Genomic DNA, 20,921 nt, shown 5'->3' with positions numbered 1-20,921 from the left:
ATGCTCGACCGCATTCCTCTGGAAGCATTTCGCGTCTTCGACGCCGCCTGCCGCTTCATGAACTTTTCCCGCGCCGGCCGTGAGCTTCATATCGCCCAAGCCGCCGTGAGCCGCCGCATCCAGGGGCTGGAGGATCAACTCGGCGCAAAGCTCTTCAACCGCCGCGGCCGCAATCTGGCCCTGACGCCGGAGGGCGAGCGGCTTTTTCAGCGTGTGCGCGCAATGCTCGAATATCTGGAGGAAAGCCTTGAGCCCTTCCGCGGCGGCGGGCGCGAAATCATCTCGATTGCCGCAAGCGGCTCAGTCTCGCATCTCTGGCTCGGCAAGCGGCTTAAGGATTTCGACAACGAAAGTCCGTCCGTTTCCGTACGGCTGCTGACGACAGATTCACCATCGGAACTGGCGTCCGAGGCCAACGATCTCGTCATCCTCTATTCCACCGGCGAACACCCGCGCTGGAATTTGACGCTGCTGATGAAGGAAATCCTGGCACCGGTCGCCTCTCCCGCCTATCTTGCCCGAAGAGGCCTGGATGCCGCATCACTAACTGCCGATAAAGTTGCCGATCTTGACCTGATCGACTACGAGCGGTTCAACGCCAACTGGATCTCGTTCCGGCAGTGGTTCACACGCATCCCGCATCCGCCGAAAACGTGGCCTAACCCGCGGCTTTCCTTTTCCACCTATTCGCTGGCAATCGACGCGGCCCTGCAAGGCGAAGGCATCACACTCGGTAGTATCAGACTGATCGCGGAGCAGCTTGCTTCCGGCACACTGATCGAAGTCGGCCTGAACCGGATCGAAACCGGTTACGGCTATTATCTGGGCATGCCACGCTACCGCTCTCTTTCACCGGGGGCCGCGCGCCTGCATCAGCATCTGCTCGCAGGTCAATAAACAAAAGAAGACGGCCTTTCGGGCCGCCTGCAACTCTTGAATGGTTGGGCACTTAGGCCGGCATGACGATGCCGTTCAGATGAGTCAGTTCTGCCAAGAACAGTTCCAGCTTGGTCTTGTGCTCGTCGCTCTGGGCTCTATCGATCTCGGCCTGCGTAACCTCGATCCGCCGCTGCAGCGTCTCGCGCGTCACTTCGCTGAGCGGCACGGCGGATTCGGCAAGCAGCGTGCATCCGGTCGGCAGGATGTCGGCGAAGCCGCCGAACACCACGTATTTGTTGACCTGGCCGGAGGCGAGCTTCACGGAGACCACGCCCGGCTTGATGGTCGTCATCGTCGGCGCGTGATTGACCAGCACCGTCATTTCGCCGAGAGTGGCCGGAATCACCACTTCTGTGACCTTCTCCGACACGAGGAGACGCTCGGGCGAAACCAGTTCAAAATTGAAAGCGTCGGCCATAACGGTCCACTTCCTTAGAGCAATTCCAGCAAAAATTCCTAACGGTTTTGCGTCCGGAATCGCGGGAAAACAAAAGTCAGAGCATCAAAGGCAATTCTGTTTTAGCTGCGATGCTCTGTGTTCTATGCAGTGACGGCGCACCGGAAATTTTCCCGCGCGCCATCTCGTTCAGGATCAGGCGGCTTCCGCCAGCTTCTTGGCCTTCTCAACTGCTTCCTCGATCGAGCCGACCATGTAGAAGGCTGCTTCCGGAAGGTGGTCGTATTCGCCGTTGACGAGGCCCTTGAAGCCTTTGATCGTGTCTTCGAGTGCGACGAGCTTGCCCGGCGAGCCGGTGAAGACTTCGGCAACGAAGAAAGGCTGCGACAGGAAGCGCTCGATCTTGCGGGCGCGGGCAACCGTCAGCTTGTCCTCTTCCGAGAGTTCGTCCATGCCAAGGATGGCGATGATGTCCTGAAGCGCCTTGTAGCGCTGCAGGGTCGACTGGACCTTACGAGCCACGTCGTAGTGCTCTTCGCCGACGACCATCGGGTCAAGCATGCGTGAGGTGGAGTCGAGCGGATCGACGGCCGGGTAGATACCCTTTTCAGCAATCGAACGGGAGAGAACCGTCGTCGCGTCGAGGTGGGCGAACGAGGTCGCCGGGGCCGGGTCCGTCAAGTCGTCGGCCGGAACGTAGATGGCCTGAACCGAGGTGATCGAGCCCTTCGTCGTAGTGGTGATGCGCTCCTGCATCTGGCCCATGTCGGTCGCAAGCGTCGGCTGATAACCGACGGCCGAAGGAATACGGCCGAGCAGAGCCGACACTTCCGAACCTGCCTGGGTGAAGCGGAAGATGTTGTCGACGAAGAACAGGACGTCCTGGCCCCTGTCGCGGAAATCTTCGGCGACCGTGAGGCCGGTCAGAGCGACGCGAGCGCGGGCGCCCGGCGGTTCGTTCATCTGGCCGTAAACCAGCGCAGCCTTGGAACCTTCACCGCCGCCATGCTTGTTGACGCCCGATTCGATCATTTCGTGATAGAGGTCGTTGCCTTCACGGGTCCGCTCGCCGACACCGGCGAACACGGAGTAGCCGCCGTGCGCCTTCGCGACGTTGTTGATTAGTTCCATGATGAGAACCGTCTTGCCGACGCCTGCACCACCGAAGAGGCCGATCTTGCCGCCCTTCGCGTAAGGAGCGAGAAGGTCGACGACTTTGATGCCGGTGACGAGGATCTGGGCTTCCGTGGACTGTTCTACATAAGCCGGAGCATCCTGGTGGATGGCGCGCTTGTGCTCGGTGTTGAGCGGGCCGGCTTCGTCGACCGGCTCGCCGATGACGTTCATGATGCGGCCGAGCGTTTCCGGGCCGACCGGAACCGAAATCGGAGCGCCGGTATCAGTGACCTGTTGACCGCGGACAAGACCTTCCGTCGAGTCCATCGCGATCGTGCGAACAGAGTTTTCCCCGAGGTGCTGTGCGACTTCGAGAACGAGGCGGTTGCCGTTGTTATCGGTCTCAAGCGCGTTCAGGATCGCCGGAAGGTCGCCGTCGAAAGCGACGTCAACGACAGCGCCGATAACCTGGGTCACTTTGCCGAGGGACGAGCCCGTTGCGGTAGCCATGATTCTTACCCTCTTTCTTTACCTCAGAGCGCTTCCGCGCCCGAAATGATTTCAATGAGTTCCTTGGTGATCTGCGCCTGACGCTGGCGGTTGTAGGAAAGCGTCAGCTTGTTGATCATCTCACCGGCATTGCGCGTCGCGCTGTCCATCGCGGACATCTGCGCGCCATAGAAGGAAGCGTTGTTTTCAAGCAGCGCCCGGAAGATCTGCACTGCGATGTTCTTCGGCAGCAGGTCTTCGAGAATTTCCTGTTCGCCGGGCTCATATTCGTAGAGCGCCGAAGACCCGTTATTCGCTGCCTCGCTCGCTTCGAACTTTGCCGGAATGATCTGCTTAGCAGTTGCCACCTGCGAAATCACCGACTGAAAACGCGCGAAGAACAAAGTCGCAACGTCGAACTCGCCGGCATTGAACAGTTCCAATACCTTGTGCGCCACTTCATCCGCCTGCACGAAACCAAGCTGCTTGACTTCGCGGAAGGTGATGTAGTGGACGATATTTTCCTTGAAGCTGCGGCGCAGGACATCGTTGCCTTTGCGGCCGACGGTCAAGATCTTCACCGTCTTGCCCTGGGAGAGCAATTTCTGCGCATGATCGCGGGCAAGACGGATGATCGAGGAGTTGAAGCCCCCGGCCAGACCGCGTTCGCCGGTCGCGACGATCAGGAGATGAACCTGATCCTTGCCCGTTCCCGACAGCAGCAACGGCGCTTCGGCATTGCCGGCGTTGGCGGCCGAAAGGCCGGCCAACACCTTGTTCATCCGCTCCGCATAAGGACGGGCGGCCTCGGCCGCCTCCTGGGCACGGCGCAGCTTCGCCGCGGCAACCATCTTCATCGCCTTGGTGATCTTCTGCGTCGCCTTTACGGAGGCGATCCGGTTTTTCAGATCCTTAAGTGAAGGCATCCGTTATCGGTCCCCTGGGGGTTAGTTGGGCTTGATCCGTTCTCAGGCGAAAGACTTGGCAAAGCTGTCGAGAGCAGCCTTGAGTTTCGCGCGCGTGTCGTCCGAAATCTGCTTCTCGGTACGGATCGTATCGAGGATAGCCTTGCCTTCGGTACGCAGGTAGGACAGCAGGCCCTGCTCGAACTTGCCGACCTCCGCGACGGAAATCTTGTCGAGATAGCCGTTGACGCCGGCGAAGATCACCACAACCTGCTCTTCCGTCTTGAGCGGCGAGAACTGCGGCTGCTTCAGGAGCTCGGTCAGGCGGGCACCGCGGTTCAGAAGGCGCTGTGTCGCGGCATCGAGATCCGAACCGAACTGGGCGAAGGCAGCCATTTCGCGATACTGGGCGAGTTCACCCTTGATCGAGCCGGCAACCTGCTTCATCGCCTTGATCTGTGCGGCAGAACCGACACGGGAAACCGACAGACCGACGTTAACGGCCGGGCGGATACCCTGGTAGAAGAGGTCAGTTTCGAGGAAGATCTGGCCGTCGGTGATCGAGATCACGTTGGTCGGAATGAAGGCCGAAACGTCGTTGCCCTGGGTTTCAATGACCGGCAGAGCAGTCAGGGAACCAGCACCGCGATCGTCGTTGAGCTTTGCGGCGCGCTCCAGAAGGCGGGAATGCAGGTAGAAGACGTCACCCGGGTAGGCTTCACGGCCTGGCGGACGGCGCAGCAGCAACGACATCTGACGATAGGCGACGGCCTGCTTGGAAAGGTCGTCGTAACCAATCAGGGCGTGCTGACCGTTGTCACGGAAGTATTCGCCCATGGCGCAACCGGCGAACGGCGCCAGATACTGCATCGGGGCCGGGTCGGAAGCCGTAGCGGCAACGATGATCGAATACTGCAGGGCGCCGCGCTCTTCGAGAACCTTGACGAACTGAGCAACGGTCGAACGCTTCTGGCCGATGGCGACGTAGACGCAGTACAGCTTTTCCGAATCAGGGCCGTTGTCGTGAATGGCCTTCTGGTTCAGGATCGTATCGAGAATAATGGCGGTCTTGCCGGTCTGGCGGTCGCCGATGACGAGCTCGCGCTGGCCGCGGCCGACCGGGATGAGGGCGTCGATGGCCTTGAGACCGGTCGACATCGGCTCATGAACCGACTTGCGCGGAATAATGCCCGGAGCCTTCACGTCGACGCGAGAACGGCGGGTTGCATTGATCGGGCCCTTGCCGTCGATCGGATTACCAAGCGCGTCGACGACGCGGCCGAGCAGCTCCGGACCAACCGGAACGTCAACGATGGCGCCGGTCCGCTTGACGGTGTCGCCTTCCTTGATAGCACGGTCGGAACCGAAGATAACCACGCCGACGTTGTCGGCTTCGAGGTTCAGCGCCATGCCGCGGATGCCGCCCGGGAACTCGACCATTTCACCGGCCTGGACATTGTCCAGACCATAAACGCGGGCGATACCATCGCCAACGGAAAGAACCTGGCCGACTTCGGAAACCTCAGCCTCCTGGCCGAAGTTTTTGATTTGATCTTTCAGAATTGCGGAAATTTCCGCGGCGCGGATATCCATCAGCCAACCTCTTTCAGTGCAAGCTTAAGGGTGGAAAGTTTGGTGCGAAGGGAGGTGTCGATCTGACGAGAACCGACCTTGACGATGAGACCGCCGAGAAGCGACGGATCGACCGTCACGGCGATTGCCACATCCTTGCCGGTAACGCCCTTCAGCGCCGACTTGAGCTCAGTTTCCTGCGCCGTGGAAAGCGCATATGCCGAAGTGACCTCGGCGGTGATTTCTCCGCGATGCGCCGCAGCGATCTCGCGATAGGCGCGGATCATGCCGGGGAGCGCGAAGAGGCGGCGATTGCCGGCAACGACCTTCAAAAAATTGCCCACGAGGCCCGTGATGCCAACCTTGTCGGCAACGGCGACGATGGCTTTTTGCTGCTCCTCGGCGGAAAAAACCGGGCTTGCGACCAGGCGTCGCAGGTCTTCGCTTTCGTCCAACAGCACCTGAAAACGATCAAGATCGGCACCGACCTTGTCGACCGAACCAGCCTCCAGAGCCAGTTCGAAAAGCGAGGAAGCGTAACGCTCCGCTACACCGGAAATAAGCTGGGACGTGTCTGCCACGGGCACAGTTTCCCTGTATTGCCATCCAAGCGCCAAACCTTCCGTAAAAGGTGCAGCAAGACCTTGAAATCGTTTGATTATTTCTCAGAACCTGCAGGGCGGGCGCCCTACCCTTTCCGACTTTCGCGGTTCGTCTAGCATAGGATGTAGGCCACCGCAACACGCCTGATAGAGGAAAAAGCCTTGGATGCAAGGGCTTGAACCGCATTTTATCCCGCAAGCGGAGGGATTTTCAGGCAATTGTGGTCCGCGGTCTCGAATGGAGGCGTCAAATCGTCCCGAAGACATAGGCGAGCGGTCCGGCCGCCAGCACAACCTGAAGTAAGAAAAATGCAATATTTCGAGGGGTAAAGGCCCGGTCGAAGGCCCAGGAGACGAGACGTCCGATGGCTGCGAATCCGAGTGCGATACCGAGCACCATATAGATCCAGTCCTGGGCGAGCATGATGGCCGTCAGCCCCAGCCCAAGATGATGCGCTCCCGCGGCGCGAACGGAAGCGTATCCCTCCGGCCGCACTTCGCCGATCTGGAATGCCGTCAGGCGCAGGACGAAAGCTGGGAACAGGAAAGCGACGAGGCCGAGAACAGCAGTTGCCGCGGCGCAAACGAAAGCGAGTTGTTCGCCGAGTTCAGTGGGAAAATAGAGTTCCATCCGGTTCTCGCCCTTATTCGAATCGTCTGATTTTAGCGCAAGCGGTAAACAACTCGCTAAGAGTGGCGACTTAGAGAAAGCTCTGCGGGTCGATATCGAGCTGGATTTGCACCGCCCCGCGCTGCTTCGGCCCGCTTGCCAGCATCGCCCGGAGGAAAGCCTGCATGTCGGAATTGCGCCGCCCATGTACGAGCAGCCGAAAACGGTGCCGGCCCCGCACCAGCGCAAGCGGCGCTTCCGCCGGTCCGAGCACGGAAATGCCGCTAACCTTTGGCGCGGCGGCTCTGAGCCCGCGGGCATGGTTTTCCGCATCCGCCCGCGTATCGGCCGATACGATCAGCGAGGCGAGTCGACCGAAAGGAGGGAGTATCGCCTTTTCTCTCTCGGCAATCTCGCGCTCGTAGAAAGCGCCAGCGTCGCCCGAAACGATCGCCTGCATGACCGGATGCTGCGGTTGGAAGGTCTGCAACAGGCCGTGGCTTTTCAGGCCGGTCCGGCCGGCGCGTCCCGTCACCTGCGAAAGAAGCTGGAATGTCCGCTCCGCCGCCCGCGGATCGCCGTTCGACAGTCCAAGGTCGGAGTCGACGATGCCGACCAACGTCATCAGCGGGAAATTGTGCCCCTTGGCGACCAGCTGCGTGCCAATGACGATATCGGCATCGCCCTTGGCGATAGCCTCCAGCTCCAACCGCATGCGCTTGACGCCACCGAGCAGGTCCGACGACATGACGATCGTCCGAGCGTCCGGAAAGTGCTTTTCCACTTCCTCGGCGATGCGTTCGACGCCCGGCCCGCAGGCGACGAGGTGGTCGAGCGTCCCGCATTCCGGACAGGCTTCGGGCTTCGGCTCGGAGTAACCGCATTGATGGCATTGGATCTGGTTCTTGAAGCGGTGCTCCACCAGCCAGCTCGAACATTGCGGGCACTGGAAGCGGTGGCCGCAGACCCGGCAGAGCGTCAGCGGCGCGTAACCGCGACGATTGAGGAAGAGCAGTGCCTGCTCACCACGTCCGATCGTCTTGGCAATTGCCCGGATCAGCACGGGCGACAAAAAGCCGCCGCGCTCCGGCGGGTGGCGTCGCATGTCGATGAGATGCAGGTCTGGCATCGCCGCATCGCCGAAACGGGTCGGCAGATGCACGGTGTTGTAACGACCGGAAAGCCCGTTAACTTGGCTTTCGACCGATGGCGTCGCCGAGACGAGTACGATCGGAAAATCACCGATCCGGGCGCGCACCACGGCCATATCACGGGCATTGTAGAAAACGCGGTCTTCCTGCTTGTAGGCGGGATCGTGTTCTTCGTCGACGATGATGAGACCAAGGTTCTCGAAAGGCAGGAAGAGCGCGGAGCGGGCGCCGGCCACGACCTGCACCTCGCCCGTCACGACACCGCGCCAGACCTTTTCGCGCATGCGCGGCGAAAGATCGGAATGCCATTCGCCCGGCTTGGCGCCGAACCGGTCCTGGAAACGTTCGAGAAAGCTTGCAGTCAGCGCAATTTCCGGCAGCAGGATCAGCACCTGCTTGCCTCGCCGCAAGGTCTCCGCGATCGCCTCGAAATACACTTCCGTCTTGCCGGAGCCGGTAACGCCGTCGATCAGCGACGTGGAAAAGCCGCCGGCCCGGATCGAGCTGACGATCTCCTCGGCGGCGTCCTTCTGCGGCCCCTCGATGCGCGGCGCGATATAGTCCGGATCGGGCTTGGCGACGACGGGAGGGGGGGCCAGGAAGATCGTTTCGAATATGCCCTGTGCGGTGAGCCCGTCGATGACGCTCAATGAGACGCCAGCCGCATGCGCCAGCCCGCTGCGGGTCCAGGGGATGTCTTCCTGATTGGCCAGATCGAGCACCCGGGTCCGCGCAGGCGTCAAACGCTCCGGCTGGCCGCCGAGGTAACGCAGGCCCTCCACCATCGGCTCTGGTTCGAGGGCCGCCGGCGCCCGGATCGCCATGCGTGCCACCAGCCCGGGCGGCGAGAGCGTATAGTTCGCAACCCAGTCGATGAAATCGCGCATTTCTTTTGAAAGCGGCGGGCAATTGAAGGCGAGTGTCATCGGTCGGAGCTTCTTCGGATCGAGCCTGTCGTCGTTCTCGCCGTCCCAGACAACGCCGATCAATTGCCGCGGCCCGACCGGTACCTGCACGACCGAGCCGGGCTCCACTGCCAAGCCTTCCGGAACCGCATAGCTATAGGCGCCCGGCACCGGCAGCGGCACCAGGACCGGCACCACTTTAACCAAGGGTGGTGTTTTAAACAGCGAACCGAAGAGATCGGACGAATCTTTGCCCATGGGTGGCGACCATGCCCCGAAGCGGAACAAAAGTGAACCCTGAAGAGGGCTACTCATCCTCTGTGTCGATGACCCCCGTCAGCCTCATGCCTTCGATCCAGGTGGCGCCCCCCTGTCTGATCACTCTGCGTGGCCGGCTGCCGCAACGCGCCTCGACCGCCGCAGCCAGCACGTCCGAATGCGTGACAATCCAGATCTGGCTGGAGCGGGAGGCTTCCGCAATCATGTCGGCAAGCGGCGGCAGCATGTCCGGGTGCAGGCTGGTTTCCGGCTCGTTGAGCGCAATCAGCGGCGGCTGGCGATAGGACATCAGCGCGGCCGCGAGTCCCAGAAAACGGATCTGACCGTCGGAAAGCTCGCGCGGTTGAAACACCCGCCGCGGAAAATCCGGAAAGACGAGGCCGAATTCCGCATGTTCGCCGGGCTCCGGCACAGAGAGCTTCGCCCCGCCGAAAGCGGCGGCAACCGCCCGGTCGAGCTCCACCGTATCCCCGCGCGTGTGCACCAGCGTCGCAAAGACCGCGGCCATGTTGCTGCCGTCCTGATCCAGGAGAGGAGAGGTCACAGCGAGACAGGGCTGCCGCAAAGCCGAGTCCCGGTCCGTGCGAAACCCATGGAAGAACCGCCATCCATCGACCATGCGCCGAAAGGCGCCGACTTCCGGGTAGTGCCCGGCATCGCCAAGCAGCGCGATCGCCGTCTCGGACGTCATCGCCTGTTCGGGATATTCCTCCATTCGCCCGCTTGTTCCCCGCACCATGATGCCCGGCCCGGCGCGCTTCATCATCGTCACCGGCCGCGAACCCGTCTCGACCGACAGCTCTTCCGCTTTCACCTGCGGCTCGAAGACAAAGCCCGCCGCGTCGATGGGCGGGCGAAGCCCCGCCTCGACCCGATAGCGAAAGGTGATGGCCCGCTCCTCGTCCAGCACCTCCGCCTCGAACTTGATCCGAAAATTCTTCCCCTCCCGCCTCGGGCCTGACCAGAGCGCAGACGCCATGCCGCCTTCGGCCGCAATCTCGTAAGCCAGATTACCCCGCACAGCCGCCTGAACGAGTTGAAGAGCGCGATAGAGGTTGGACTTTCCGACGCCGTTCTCGCCAATGAACAGGTTGACGCCGGAAAGATCCATGCGGATCGACCGGAGCGAACGGTAGTTTTGGGCGAACATCGAGCGAAGCAGCATGCCCGATTTCTACACGATCCCGCGCAAGTTAGAAGCGAGGCATGAACTTCGCATCACCATTGGCGGCAAGTTCGAAGACGGTATGATGCTCCAGTGCCTTGGTGACCTCGGCCGCATCACCTTCGAGCTGATCCGGCTGGATCATCTGGCCGATGGTGAAATCGAAACGGTCGCCCTTCTTGTTCAAAAGCTCGTAGAATACCGTCATGTCGCGCAGTTCGGTCGACCACTTGGCGAACCAGTAGAACAGGCCGGAATTGCGTGCCCGCATATGGATCGGCAGTATGGGCATGTTGTATTTGCGCGCCAGCCCCACGGCCGAAGTCTTCCAGGGGCGTTCATTGAGCTTCCCGTCCGCCCAATAGGCGATACGGCCCGACGGGAAGAGCACCATCACCTTGCCGTCCTCGACCGTCTTGTTGGTCAGAACCAAAGTTTCGCGGGCCTTCAGCTTGCTCTTGTATTCTTCCCGCCATTCGACCGGAATGATCATTTCGGCAAAACGCGGGTTGACGCGGATCGCATCGCGATTGGCAAAGATCATCATGTCGGGCCTGCGCCCTTTCAGCAGGTCGAAGATAGCGACTCCATCGGCAATACCAGTCGGATGATTGCTGACAAGGATGAAACCGCCCGCAGCAGGAATGCGCTCGGCATTGGCGATAGCAATATCCAGCTTCAGCACATTGCTCAGATATTCGAAGGACTGGAAGCCGGGCATGCTGGCAACGTCGTCCGCGAATTCGATTGCCTTGCCGTAGCGCAGCAGCGCATAGAGAAACGGCCGCATCACTGGCCAAAGCGGATTCTTCACGATGCGCTCGCCGCGTTCGGCGATCAGCGTGTCAACGATATGGCCGGGCTTGCCTTGAGAAACGAGAGCGATTGTCTCCGCGAACTGTCCGAACGTGGTGGTGGAATCACGGCGCGCCATAGAAACTCCCGCTGGCAGGCCGCCATTATATCGCAGCCTGTATGATCGAACGATGACATTGTTACATGGACTAAAATAGGGCTTAGGAATTTCGTAACGCCGTCGGTAGCAATCTGGGGCGGCTTTTCTCAGAATTCAACCGGGTCCGGGAATGAACGAACTGCTGATTATTGCCGCACCCGATCTGGTCGCAAAACGCCGCGAATGGCTTCAGAGCCTGGCTAACGAACGTCGCCTTTCCGACAACACCCTGGATGCCTATGAGCGCGACACGCGGCAATTCCTGACATTCCTAACCGCTCACCTGGGAGGTCCGGTCAGGCTTGCCGATATCCATACCCTGCGTCCTGCGGACCTGCGCGCCTTCCTGGCCGCGCGCCGTCGGGAAGGGTCCGGAGCACGCTCGCTAGGCCGCCATCTGGCAGGACTTCGCTCCTTCTTGCGCTATCTGGAGCGCAAGGGCCTGGTGAACGCTGCAGCCGCCGGCGCGATCCGCGCGCCGAAACAGCCGAAATCCCTGCCGAAGCCGCTCACCGATCGCCAGGCGCTGAACCTCGTCACTACCGACGCCCAATTGCAGGAAGAACCCTGGATCGCGGCGCGCGATGCCGCAGTGCTCACCCTGCTCTATGGCTGCGGACTGCGCATCTCGGAAGCGCTAGGCCTCAAGTCCGCCGACCTCACCCCCGGTTCGACAACGCTGCGTATCACCGGCAAGGGCGGCAAGACGCGCATCGTGCCATTGCTGCCGATCGTGTTCGATGCGGTGGCGACCTACAGGAAGCTTTGTCCGTACCATATCGGCGCGGACGAACCACTTTTCCGCGGCGCGCGCGGCGGGCCGCTACAGCCGGCGATCATCCAGCGCGAGATGCAGAAGCTCAGGAGCGCCCTCGGCCTGCCGGAAACGGCAACGCCGCATGCGCTGCGCCATTCCTTCGCCACGCATCTTCTGGCCGGTGGCGGCGATCTGCGCACCATCCAGGAACTCCTGGGCCATGCCAGCCTTTCGACGACCCAGGTCTATACCGGCGTCGATTCGTCCCGGCTGCTCGAAGTCTACGACCGCGCCCACCCGCGAGCGTAAATATGTCATTAACCACCTGCATTAAGTGCTTATCTAGAGCCTATGGCTAATATGCCGGCAGCCTTTCCGGACGGATGACATGACGACTCCCGCCTTTGCCTTACCCGCTGGCGCCTTTTTAAGGCGCGCTCAGAGTATCACCCTGTGGCTGATTGCAGCTGCGCATCTGATCACGCTGGCTTCCCTCCTTCTCATCCTTGGCTCGCTGTCGCCCGCGCACGCAGAAACGCCGGCCTGCCCCGGCACAAATCTCCTTGACGGGATGAAGGTTGAAAATCCGTCCACCTATCAGCAGCTCGTGGCGGAAGCCGACAAGGTGCCAAACGGCAGGGGCATCTTCTGGAAGATCGAAAAAGAAGGCGTCGCTCCCTCGTATCTTCTCGGAACCATGCATGTCTCCGATCCGCGGGTCCTGAAAATGCCGCCCGGAGCGGCGAATGCCCAGGCGAAGAGCAGCACGATCGTCATCGAATCCGACGAGGTCCTCGATGAGAAGAAGGCGATGGCGGGCATTTTGGCCAAGCCGGAACTCACGATGTTCACGGACGGCAGCTCCATCGAAAAGCTACTGCCGAAGGAAGACGCCGCCCTGCTCGAAGCGGGATTGAAGCAGCGAGGCATTCCGCTTGCCGCCGTCTCGCATATGAAGCCCTGGATGCTGATGGCCTTCGTATCGCTTCCCGCATGCGAGATGGCACGGAAAGCGGCAAACCCCGATTTTCTGGACAAGCGGATCGCTCTCGATGCCGTTGCCGCCGGCAAGCCGGTGAAGGGCCTTGAGACATTTGTCGAGCAGCTTTCTGCCATGGCCGCCATCCCGGTCGAATTCCACCTGAAATCGCTGGTCGAAACCGTCAGGCTTGGCCCGAAGATGGATGATGTCTTCGAAACGATGACGGAACTCTACCTCTCAGGAGAGATTGGTCTCACCATGCCCCTGCTCAAGACCATTGCTCCCGAAGGCGACGATGATGCGGGTTACGCCGAATTCGAGAGGCTGGTCGTCACCAAGCGCAATCACGTGATGGCCGAACGCGCCGCCCCCATTCTCGCAGAAGGCGGGGCATTCATCGCCGTGGGCGCCCTTCACCTGCCGGGCGAGGAAGGTCTCGTGGAACTCCTGCGCAAGCAGGGGTTCACGGTCACGCGGGCCGATTGAGCCTCAGCCGACCGTCATGCGCCGCAGGACATTGGTCTTCCAGTAGAACTGATGCATCAGCGCTCCCAGAACATGGGCGGCGATGACGATCCAGAGCAGGGTCTTCAGAACCTCCGCATGCACTTCGCCTGCCTGGCTGCTGCCGAGATAGTAGGCGCCGATGCCCGTCAGCGGCATGGCGATCAGCAAAACGTAGAGTGCCACATGAGCGAGCTTGGCACCGAGCCTGAAGAGAGCAGGTTCCTCCGGCGGTGCCGCCGGCGCCCCGGACGTGAAACGGAGGATGAGACGGAGAGCAAGAAGAATGAGGATGGCAATACCGACATAGGCATGGATGTTGGCGCTGGCCACCTGTTCCGCAGTCGCACTGCCGGTACGGCGGACGGCACGATTCCATTCCTCCATGCCTTCCGTGAACAAGAGGTTGAAGAAGACGAGCAATGCGGTGGCCCAATGCACCACACGCTGCGGAAGCGAGAATGAAACTGGAGTAACGCTTTCCATTTTTTATACCTTTTCAATATCTTATCGATAGAAACTATAGGAGCCGCAGCTCTGCCTACAAGCGACGATCTGCAAGATGACAGAGATTTAATCCTGGATTTGCTGTTCCGCAAAAAGCTGGTCTCTACGAACGAGTGCCGGAGCAAGACAGCCGGTTTCCCATACCGACCAGCATCGATGAAACCAGAGTGGGATGCCTGAAAGTGTGAGCGGTTTTCGGCTAGAATCCCGCTAATTTTTTGACACAGATCAGGATGAGGTGAGCAGGCCTTGCGGCAATATGCGCAAGCAATCCAAGCCAAAAAGCAGAAGCCGCGGGATGCTTCCATCCCGCGGCTTCTGAACGTTCTATCTCTGGCATTTTCTACATGTGGATCGGCTTGAAGAAGGTGCCGAGTGCCGCTTCCTTGACCGCTTCCGACATGGTCGGGTGTGCGTGGCAGGTGCGGCCGAGATCTTCCGACGATCCGCCGAACTCCATCAGCACGGCGATTTCGTGGATCATCTCGCCGGCGCCGAAGCCGACGATATGACCGCCGAGCACGCGATCGGTCTCCTTGTCGGCCAGGATCTTCACGAAACCATCGGTTGCCAGCATCGCGCGGGCGCGGCCGTTCGCCGTGAAGGGGAACTTGCCGACCTTGTAGGCGATGCCCGCCGCCTTCAATTCCTCTTCCGTCTTGCCGACGGAAGCCACTTCCGGCTGTGTATAGACGACACCCGGGATGACGTCGTAGTTCACATGGCCGTGCTGGCCGGCAAGAATTTCGGCAAGCGCCACGCCCTCGTCTTCCGCCTTGTGGGCCAGCATCGGGCCGCGAACGACGTCACCAATGGCATAGATGCCGTCGACATTGGTCTTGAAATGATCGTCGATCTCGACGCGGCCGCGGTTGTCCAGCTTGACGCCGACCTCCTCGAGACCAAGACCCGCCGTGTAAGGCTTGCGGCCGGTAGCGATCAGCACGACGTCCGCCTCCAGCGTCTGGGCTTCGCCGCCCTTGACCGGCTCGTAGGTGACCTTGGCGCCCTTGGCAGTCTTTTCGACACCGGTAACCTTGGCCTCGGTGCGAATATCCATGCCCTGCTTGACCATCATGCGCTGGAACTGCTTTGCGGCTTCGCCGTCCATACCGCCGAGCAGCTTGTCGAGATATTCCACGACGGTGACCTTGGCGCCAAGGCGCGACCAGACCGAACCGAGTTCCATGCCGATGACGCCGCCGCCGACCACGATCAACTGCTCCGGCACCTTTTCAAGCGCAATGCCGCCGGTCGAGGAGATGATCACCTTTTCATCGATCTCGACATTGACGCCCGGAATGCCGGCGACGTCGGAACCGGTAGCGACGACGATGCTCTTCGTCTCCAATTCCTGGACCTTGCCGTCCTCGCCGGTCACCGAAACCTTGCCGGCGGAGACGATTTTGCCCGTCCCCTGGAATCCGTCGATCTTGTTCTTCTTGAACAGGAAGGAAACGCCATCGACGTTGGATTTCACCGTGGCGTCCTTGTGCGCCATCATCTTTTCGAGGTTCAGCTTAGGGGCAGAAACCTCAACGCCGAGTGCATCCATGCCGTGGGCCGCGTGATGGAACATTTCGGAAGCATGCAGCAGTGCCTTGGAGGGAATGCAGCCGATGTTGAGGCAGGTCCCGCCATAGGTGGCGCGCTTTTCGACGACCGCGACCTTGAGGCCGAGCTGGGCCGCCTTGACGGCGCACACATAACCACCGGGGCCGCTACCGATTACGACGAGATCATAAGCCATCACAAATCCTTCTCTTGATAACCCGGGGAGGAGCAAAGCTCACGCCGCCCTGCATTCCTTGAATTCATAAAGGTCCCAGGGGACTTGCCCGAGACCGCTCTTGTCCCACAGCGCCGAATGGCGGATCGCAGGGCCAAACCCCGGCATCAGGATCGCGTCCGGAGCCTCGCTTCCTTCCGGTCCCAATATGTCGATATGGCCGGTTGCCACATCAAGGACATAGGGGACGCCTGTCCAGATCGTACAAGCCCTGAGCTCCGTTCCCGTCGCATCGCCCTCAGGGCAGTTGTTCATTACCATGCCGCCCGGGCGGCGCGTTTCCTCGTCGTACATGATGTGGCCGTCGAGTTTCAACTTGCCCCCGGTGATCGTAAACAGATGGCTGACAGCCGCCGCATCCGAGCCCACCGGCCTGAACGAAAGTGTCGTCCCGGCTTCCGCCTCGGTGAACACCGCCTTCTCGATTGCGCATCGTTCTTGGGCCTCCGCCATTCCCGGCAGCAGGCAGAGCGAAACAAGCCATGTCTTGAAGGGTGCTTTCATCGCATTCACCGGAACAGTGCGATCATCATGGCGACAAGTCCGGCGAGACCGATCAGCCAGGCGAACGACCGAAAATACGGGATGCCTGCCAGATAGAGCGGCAGATAGATGAGGCGGGCGATGAACCAGATCCAGCCACCGATCAGTCCCAAACCCGAGGCATCGTCACCCGCAAAGGCGACTCCGAGCAAAAGCCCGATAAAGGCCGGATAGGTCTCCTGAAAATTCTTCGACGCCCGCGCAGCACGGCCAACGAACTTGCCTTTCGGCTCCAGTCCTTCATCCCGCGGCCCCGCGTTCCAGTCGCGGCCGAGTTCGCGGGTCGATAGCACGGCCTGAACCGAGATGTGGACAACGAGCAGGATCACGCTCAGGGCCAGCAGCGTCATGTAAGGCGTTGCGGTAACCCCGAGCGCTTCCATCATTGCAATCCCGTCTTAGAGATCGAGAACCAGGCGTTCCGGATCTTCCAGGCTCTCCTTCACACGGACCAGGAAGGTCACGGCTTCCTTGCCGTCTACCATGCGGTGATCGTACGAGAGCGCCAGATACATCATCGGACGGATGACGATCTGGCCGCCGATGACGACCGGACGCTCCTGGATCTTGTGCATGCCGAGGATGCCCGATTGCGGCGCGTTGAGGATCGGCGAGGACATCAGCGAGCCATAGACGCCGCCGTTGGAGATCGTGAACGTGCCGCCCTGCATGTCGGCCATCGACAACGCGCCGTCACGAGCAAGCTTGCCGAGGCGGCCGATATCCTTTTCGATCTCGGCGATCGACATCTGGTCGGCATCGCGCACGACCGGAACGACGAGGCCCTTGTCGGTGCCGACCGCGACGCCGATATGGCAGTAGTTCTTGTAGATGATGTCGGTACCGTCGATCTCGGCGTTGACGGCCGGCAGTTCCTTCAGCGCATGGGTGACCGCCTTGGTGAAGAAACCCATGAAGCCGAGCTTCACACCGTGCTTCTTCTCGAAGATGTCCTTGTACTTGTTGCGCAGATCCATGACGGCCTTCATGTCCACCTCGTTATAGGTGGTCAGCATGGCGGCGGTGTTCTGCGCATCCTTGAGGCGGCGGGCGATCGTCTGGCGCAGGCGCGTCATCTTCACTCGCTCTTCGCGGGCGGCATCGTCGGCCGAGGAAACCGGACGCGGCGCAGCCGGTGCGGAAATGCCCTTGGCGACGGCTGCGATCACATCACCCTTCAGCACCTGGCCACGCTTGCCCGAGCCTTCGATATCGGCGGTGGAAATGTTGTTGTCCGCAGCGATCTTGGCGGCAGCCGGCGCCGGCGGCATGGAGGACGCGGCGGCAGCCGGTGCCGAGGCTGCCGCGGGAGCAGCCGCAGCCGGCTCGGCAACCTTGGCCGGAGCGGCCTCAGTGGGCTTGGCGGCCGGTGCGGCAGCCGCAACGCCTGCACCACCTTCGGCAATCTGGCCGAGCAGCGCGCCGAGACCGACGGTCTCGCCATTGTTGGCAACGATCTCGGAAAGCACGCCGGCTGCCGGCGACGGCACTTCGACGGTCACCTTGTCCGTTTCGAGCTCAAGGAGCGGTTCATCGGCCTTGACCGTATCGCCGACTTTCTTGAACCAGGTGCCGACGGTCGCCTCGCTGACGGATTCGCCGAGGGTGGGGACGCGGATTTCGGTGGCCATGATCTGTTTCCGTGTTTGTCAGATGTGTTTTTGAAAGGATGGAAAGGCGGCTGATGTCTCAGCCGCCGAGCGCGTCTTCGAGGAAGGCCTCGAGCTGCGCCAGATGTTTGGACATCTGGCCTGTCGCGGGCGAAGCCGCAGCCGGCCGGCCGGTATAGCGGACCCGCTGATACTTCGCATCGATATGGGCGAGCACCCATTCCAGGTATGGATCGATGAAGGCCCAGGCGCCCATGTTCTTCGGCTCTTCCTGGCACCAGACCATTTCCGCGTTACGGAAGCGGGAAAGCTCGTTGATGAGCGCCTTGGCCGGGAACGGATAGAGCTGTTCGATGCGCAGCAGGTAGATGTCGTCGATGCCGCGCTTTTCGCGCTCTTCCAGAAGATCATAATAGACCTTGCCGGTGCAGAGAACGACACGACGGATCTTCGAATCCTTCTGCAGCTTGATCGGACCGTCCTTGATGACCTCCGCATCGTCCCAAAGCAGGCGATGGAAAGAGGATTCACCCGCCATTTCGGCAAGTGCCGAGGTCGCCCGCTTGTGACGCAGGAGAGACTTCGGCGTCATCAGGATCAACGGCTTGCGGAAATCGCGCTTCACCTGCCGGCGCAGGATATGGAAGTAGTTGGCCGGCGTGGTGCAGTTGGCGACCTGCATGTTGTCTTCCGCGCACATCTGCAGCCAGCGCTCAAGGCGGGCCGACGAGTGTTCAGGCCCCTGGCCTTCGTAACCGTGCGGCAGCAGGCAGACGAGACCGGACATGCGGAGCCACTTGCGTTCGCCCGACGAGATGAACTGGTCGAACACGACCTGCGCACCATTGGCGAAGTCGCCGAACTGGGCTTCCCAGAGCGTCAAGGCATTCGGACGAGCCAGCGAATAACCGTATTCGAAGCCCAGCACTGCCTCTTCCGAGAGCATGGAGTTGATGACTTCGTAGCGGGCCTGTGTGGGCGACAGGTTGGCAAGCGGGATATAGCGGTCCTCGGTATCCTGATCGTAGAGGACCGAATGGCGCTGCGAGAACGTGCCGCGTTCGCAATCCTGGCCGGAGAGGCGGATCTTCGTGCCTTCCGTTGCGAGCGAACCGAACGCCAAAGCCTCGGCCATCGCCCAGTCGATCCCTTCGCCGGTTTCGACCATCTGCGCACGGTTTTCCATGAAGCGGCGGATGGTGCGATGCGCGTTGAAGCCTTCCGGGATCGTCGAAAGCTTGCGTCCGATCTCCTTCAACTGCTTCATGGGCACGGCCGTCTTGCCGCGACGCTGCTCGTCGGCATTGTCGGCCGAGCGCAGGCCGGACCATTGGCCATCCAGCCAGTCGGCCTTGTTCGGCTTGTAGCTCTGGCCGGCCTCGAACTCGGCCTCCAGATGCGCGCGCCAATCAGCCTTCATCTTCTCGAATTCGCCCTCGGTCACGAGGCCTTCGGCAATCAGGCGGTCGGCATAAAGCTGGGACACCGTCTTGTGGCCGCGGATGACCTTGTACATCTTCGGCTGCGTGAACGCCGGCTCGTCGCCTTCGTTATGGCCGAAGCGGCGATAGCAGAACATGTCGATCACGACCGGCTTGTGGAACTTCATCCGGAATTCGGTCGCGATCTTTGCCGCATAGACCACCGCTTCCGGATCGTCGCCGTTGACGTGGAAGATCGGCGCCTCGATCATCTTGGCAACATCCGACGGATAGGGCGACGAGCGCGAGAAGGCCGGATTGGTGGTGAAGCCGATCTGGTTGTTGATGATGAAATGCATCGTGCCGGCGACGCGATGGCCGCGTAGGCCGGAAAGGCCGAGCACTTCGGCAACTACGCCCTGGCCCGCAAAGGCCGCGTCGCCGTGCAACAGCAGCGGCAGAACTTTGGCGCGCTCGCGCAGCGGGATGATATCGCCTTCCCAAACCTTGGCGAGCATGTCCTGCTTGGCGCGGGCCTTGCCCATGACGACCGGGTTGACGATTTCCAGATGCGACGGATTGGCCGTCAGCGACAGGTGCACCTTGTTGCCGTCGAACTCACGATCCGAGGAAGCGCCGAGGTGGTATTTAACGTCGCCCGAGCCTTCGACCTCGTCCGGCTTGAAGGAACCGCCCTTGAACTCGTGGAAGACGGCGCGGTGCGGCTTGCCCATGACATTGGTCAGCACGTTGAGGCGGCCGCGATGCGCCATGCCGAGAACGACTTCCTCGAGCCCTTCCTGGCCACCGCGCTTGATGATCTGCTCCAGTGCCGGGATGAGCGATTCACCGCCATCGAGACCGAAACGCTTCGTACCCTTGAACCTGACATCGAGGAACTGCTCGTAGCCTTCCGCCTCGACCAACTTCTGCAGGATCGCCTTCTTGCCGTTTTGAGTAAATTCAACGCCCTTGTCCGGGCCCTCGATGCGCTCCTGAATCCACTGCTTCTCCTCCGGGTTGGAGATGTGCATGAACTCCACGCCGATCGTCGAGCAATAGGTGCGCTCCAGAATCTCGATCATCTCGCGAATGCTCGCGTATTCGAGGCCGAGCACGTTGTCGATAAAGATCTTGCGGTCGTAATCGGCTTCCGTGAAACCGTAGGCCGTCGGCGAAAGCTCGTTATAATCCTCGACCGGAGCTGCAAGACCGAGCGGATCGAGCTTGGCATGCAGGTGGCCCCGCATGCGGTAGGCGCGGATCATCATGATGGCACGCACGCTGTCGCGGGTCGCCTGCAGGACAGCGGCGGGATCGATCGGCTTGCCGGAGGCAGCGGCAGAGGCTTCGGCCTTCGCCTGGACCTTTTTTTCGATCGCCTTTTCGACAACGGGCCAGTTGCCGTCGAGCGCTGAGACCAGTTCGCCATTGGCGACGATCGGCCAGTTCTTGCGCTGCCAGGAAGCTCCGTTTGCCGCTTTCTTCACATCGTCCGGATTGTCGGCAAGCGCCTTGAAGAAAGCCTGCCATTCCGGTGCAACCGAATTCGGATCATCCTCATACCGGGCATGAAGCTGCTCGATATAGGTTGCGTTCTGACCGTCCAGGAAAGAGGTGATGAGAAATTGCTCGTTGGCTTCTTGCCGTGCCATGGTTTCTTGCGGGCGCCGCGCCCGCCTCCTGCCGTAATTGAGGGCCGAAGAGCGTCGGCCGCCGCTTT

The 20,921-nt window shown here is 60.9% G+C and carries 18 protein-coding genes; 3 read left to right on the top strand and 15 right to left on the bottom strand.

All coding sequences use genetic code 11. From position 1 onward, the window contains the following. Nucleotides 1–897: a LysR substrate-binding domain-containing protein gene (locus J2046_RS16635; protein WP_210053637.1), complete on the top strand. Its 897-nt coding sequence runs from the start codon at nt 1–3 to the stop codon at nt 895–897. A 52-nt stretch (nt 898–949) separates the two neighbouring features. Here J2046_RS16635 and J2046_RS16630 read toward each other — a convergent pair whose 3' ends face one another. From J2046_RS16630 to J2046_RS16590, 9 genes are all read right to left on the bottom strand, one after another. Beyond that, complete coding sequence (locus J2046_RS16630) at nt 950–1,357, bottom strand: F0F1 ATP synthase subunit epsilon (protein ID WP_210053635.1); 408 nt, start codon at nt 1,355–1,357, stop codon at nt 950–952. A 174-nt stretch (nt 1,358–1,531) separates the two neighbouring features. Beyond that, entirely contained in the window at nt 1,532–2,962 is a 1,431-nt protein-coding gene (gene atpD / locus J2046_RS16625; RefSeq protein ID WP_037156829.1) for a F0F1 ATP synthase subunit beta, read from the bottom strand. Nucleotides 2,963–2,985: 23 nt separating this feature from the next. Then, nucleotides 2,986–3,867, bottom strand: a complete 882-nt coding sequence (locus J2046_RS16620; protein ID WP_210053633.1) for a F0F1 ATP synthase subunit gamma — start codon at nt 3,865–3,867, stop codon at nt 2,986–2,988. Between the two features lie 42 nt (nt 3,868–3,909). Next, complete coding sequence (atpA, locus tag J2046_RS16615) at nt 3,910–5,439, bottom strand: F0F1 ATP synthase subunit alpha (RefSeq protein ID WP_210053631.1); 1,530 nt, start codon at nt 5,437–5,439, stop codon at nt 3,910–3,912. Beyond that, nucleotides 5,439–6,005, bottom strand: a complete 567-nt coding sequence (locus J2046_RS16610) for a F0F1 ATP synthase subunit delta (protein ID WP_152601253.1) — start codon at nt 6,003–6,005, stop codon at nt 5,439–5,441. Before J2046_RS16610 ends, atpA begins: the two co-directional genes overlap by 1 nt. 262 nt (nt 6,006–6,267) lie before the next feature. Continuing rightward, a complete protein-coding gene (locus J2046_RS16605; protein ID WP_210053629.1) occupies nt 6,268–6,651 on the bottom strand; it encodes an AGROH133_08824 family phage infection protein in 384 nt (127 codons plus the stop codon). A 70-nt stretch (nt 6,652–6,721) separates the two neighbouring features. Beyond that, nucleotides 6,722–8,944: a primosomal protein N' gene (locus J2046_RS16600; RefSeq protein ID WP_210053627.1), complete on the bottom strand. Its 2,223-nt coding sequence runs from the start codon at nt 8,942–8,944 to the stop codon at nt 6,722–6,724. A gap of 49 nt (nt 8,945–8,993) precedes the next feature. Further along, entirely contained in the window at nt 8,994–10,130 is a 1,137-nt protein-coding gene (locus J2046_RS16595) for an AAA family ATPase (protein WP_210053625.1), read from the bottom strand. A 28-nt stretch (nt 10,131–10,158) separates the two neighbouring features. Beyond that, nucleotides 10,159–11,064 carry a GNAT family N-acetyltransferase gene (locus J2046_RS16590; RefSeq protein WP_210053622.1) on the bottom strand — a complete coding sequence of 302 codons (906 nt, stop codon included), beginning with the start codon at nt 11,062–11,064 and terminating at the stop codon, nt 10,159–10,161. Between the two features lie 151 nt (nt 11,065–11,215). On the opposite strand from J2046_RS16590, the gene J2046_RS16585 reads away from it, so the two are divergent. Together J2046_RS16585 and J2046_RS16580 are read left to right on the top strand one after the other, a co-directional pair. Next, nucleotides 11,216–12,151, top strand: coding sequence for a tyrosine recombinase XerC (locus tag J2046_RS16585; protein ID WP_210053620.1), 936 nt, complete (start codon nt 11,216–11,218; stop codon nt 12,149–12,151). A 79-nt stretch (nt 12,152–12,230) separates the two neighbouring features. Next, nucleotides 12,231–13,310 (top strand): TraB/GumN family protein, encoded by a 1,080-nt coding sequence (locus J2046_RS16580; RefSeq protein ID WP_210053618.1) that lies wholly within the window; start codon nt 12,231–12,233, stop codon nt 13,308–13,310. A gap of 3 nt (nt 13,311–13,313) precedes the next feature. On the opposite strand, the gene J2046_RS16575 is transcribed toward J2046_RS16580, so the two are convergent. The 6 genes from J2046_RS16575 to J2046_RS16550 form a co-directional block, all read right to left on the bottom strand. Beyond that, nucleotides 13,314–13,814, bottom strand: a complete 501-nt coding sequence (locus tag J2046_RS16575; protein ID WP_210053617.1) for a cytochrome b — start codon at nt 13,812–13,814, stop codon at nt 13,314–13,316. A 364-nt stretch (nt 13,815–14,178) separates the two neighbouring features. Continuing rightward, nucleotides 14,179–15,585: a dihydrolipoyl dehydrogenase gene (lpdA, locus tag J2046_RS16570; protein WP_210053614.1), complete on the bottom strand. Its 1,407-nt coding sequence runs from the start codon at nt 15,583–15,585 to the stop codon at nt 14,179–14,181. A gap of 39 nt (nt 15,586–15,624) precedes the next feature. After that, nucleotides 15,625–16,128, bottom strand: a complete 504-nt coding sequence (locus J2046_RS16565) for a hypothetical protein (RefSeq protein WP_210053612.1) — start codon at nt 16,126–16,128, stop codon at nt 15,625–15,627. Between the two features lie 5 nt (nt 16,129–16,133). Further along, the gene (locus J2046_RS16560; RefSeq protein ID WP_210053983.1) at nt 16,134–16,550 is read right to left on the bottom strand and encodes an MAPEG family protein; all 417 of its coding nucleotides are present in this window, start codon (nt 16,548–16,550) and stop codon (nt 16,134–16,136) included. A gap of 15 nt (nt 16,551–16,565) precedes the next feature. Then, complete coding sequence (odhB, locus tag J2046_RS16555; protein WP_210053610.1) at nt 16,566–17,798, bottom strand: 2-oxoglutarate dehydrogenase complex dihydrolipoyllysine-residue succinyltransferase; 1,233 nt, start codon at nt 17,796–17,798, stop codon at nt 16,566–16,568. A 58-nt stretch (nt 17,799–17,856) separates the two neighbouring features. Continuing rightward, nucleotides 17,857–20,853 carry a 2-oxoglutarate dehydrogenase E1 component gene (locus J2046_RS16550; protein ID WP_210053608.1) on the bottom strand — a complete coding sequence of 999 codons (2,997 nt, stop codon included), beginning with the start codon at nt 20,851–20,853 and terminating at the stop codon, nt 17,857–17,859. Nucleotides 20,854–20,921 lie beyond the last annotated feature (68 nt).

The sequence above is a fragment of the Neorhizobium petrolearium genome, assembly GCF_017873175.1.
In the GTDB taxonomy this organism is placed as follows: Bacteria; Pseudomonadota; Alphaproteobacteria; order Rhizobiales; family Rhizobiaceae; genus Neorhizobium; species Neorhizobium petrolearium.
The sequence above is the reverse complement of the archived record's forward strand: the minus strand, read 5'-3'. Positions and strand labels throughout refer to the sequence as shown.

What these genes read in the sequence shown, in the direction of transcription:
- J2046_RS16575 (WP_210053617.1), bottom strand. Translation starts at nt 13,814, where the DNA reads ATGGAAAGCGTTACTCCAGTTTCATTCTCGCTTCCGCAGCGTGTGGTG.
- odhB (WP_210053610.1), bottom strand. Translation starts at nt 17,798, where the DNA reads ATGGCCACCGAAATCCGCGTCCCCACCCTCGGCGAATCCGTCAGCGAG.
- lpdA (WP_210053614.1), bottom strand. Translation starts at nt 15,585, where the DNA reads ATGGCTTATGATCTCGTCGTAATCGGTAGCGGCCCCGGTGGTTATGTG.
- J2046_RS16630 (WP_210053635.1), bottom strand. Translation starts at nt 1,357, where the DNA reads ATGGCCGACGCTTTCAATTTTGAACTGGTTTCGCCCGAGCGTCTCCTC.
- atpD (WP_037156829.1), bottom strand. Translation starts at nt 2,962, where the DNA reads ATGGCTACCGCAACGGGCTCGTCCCTCGGCAAAGTGACCCAGGTTATC.
- J2046_RS16590 (WP_210053622.1), bottom strand. Translation starts at nt 11,064, where the DNA reads ATGGCGCGCCGTGATTCCACCACCACGTTCGGACAGTTCGCGGAGACA.
- J2046_RS16595 (WP_210053625.1), bottom strand. Translation starts at nt 10,130, where the DNA reads ATGCTGCTTCGCTCGATGTTCGCCCAAAACTACCGTTCGCTCCGGTCG.
- J2046_RS16600 (WP_210053627.1), bottom strand. Translation starts at nt 8,944, where the DNA reads ATGGGCAAAGATTCGTCCGATCTCTTCGGTTCGCTGTTTAAAACACCA.
- J2046_RS16585 (WP_210053620.1), top strand. Translation starts at nt 11,216, where the DNA reads ATGAACGAACTGCTGATTATTGCCGCACCCGATCTGGTCGCAAAACGC.
- J2046_RS16620 (WP_210053633.1), bottom strand. Translation starts at nt 3,867, where the DNA reads ATGCCTTCACTTAAGGATCTGAAAAACCGGATCGCCTCCGTAAAGGCG.
- atpA (WP_210053631.1), bottom strand. Translation starts at nt 5,439, where the DNA reads ATGGATATCCGCGCCGCGGAAATTTCCGCAATTCTGAAAGATCAAATC.
- J2046_RS16635 (WP_210053637.1), top strand. Translation starts at nt 1, where the DNA reads ATGCTCGACCGCATTCCTCTGGAAGCATTTCGCGTCTTCGACGCCGCC.
- J2046_RS16580 (WP_210053618.1), top strand. Translation starts at nt 12,231, where the DNA reads ATGACGACTCCCGCCTTTGCCTTACCCGCTGGCGCCTTTTTAAGGCGC.
- J2046_RS16605 (WP_210053629.1), bottom strand. Translation starts at nt 6,651, where the DNA reads ATGGAACTCTATTTTCCCACTGAACTCGGCGAACAACTCGCTTTCGTT.
- J2046_RS16565 (WP_210053612.1), bottom strand. Translation starts at nt 16,128, where the DNA reads ATGAAAGCACCCTTCAAGACATGGCTTGTTTCGCTCTGCCTGCTGCCG.
- J2046_RS16560 (WP_210053983.1), bottom strand. Translation starts at nt 16,550, where the DNA reads ATGGAAGCGCTCGGGGTTACCGCAACGCCTTACATGACGCTGCTGGCC.
- J2046_RS16550 (WP_210053608.1), bottom strand. Translation starts at nt 20,853, where the DNA reads ATGGCACGGCAAGAAGCCAACGAGCAATTTCTCATCACCTCTTTCCTG.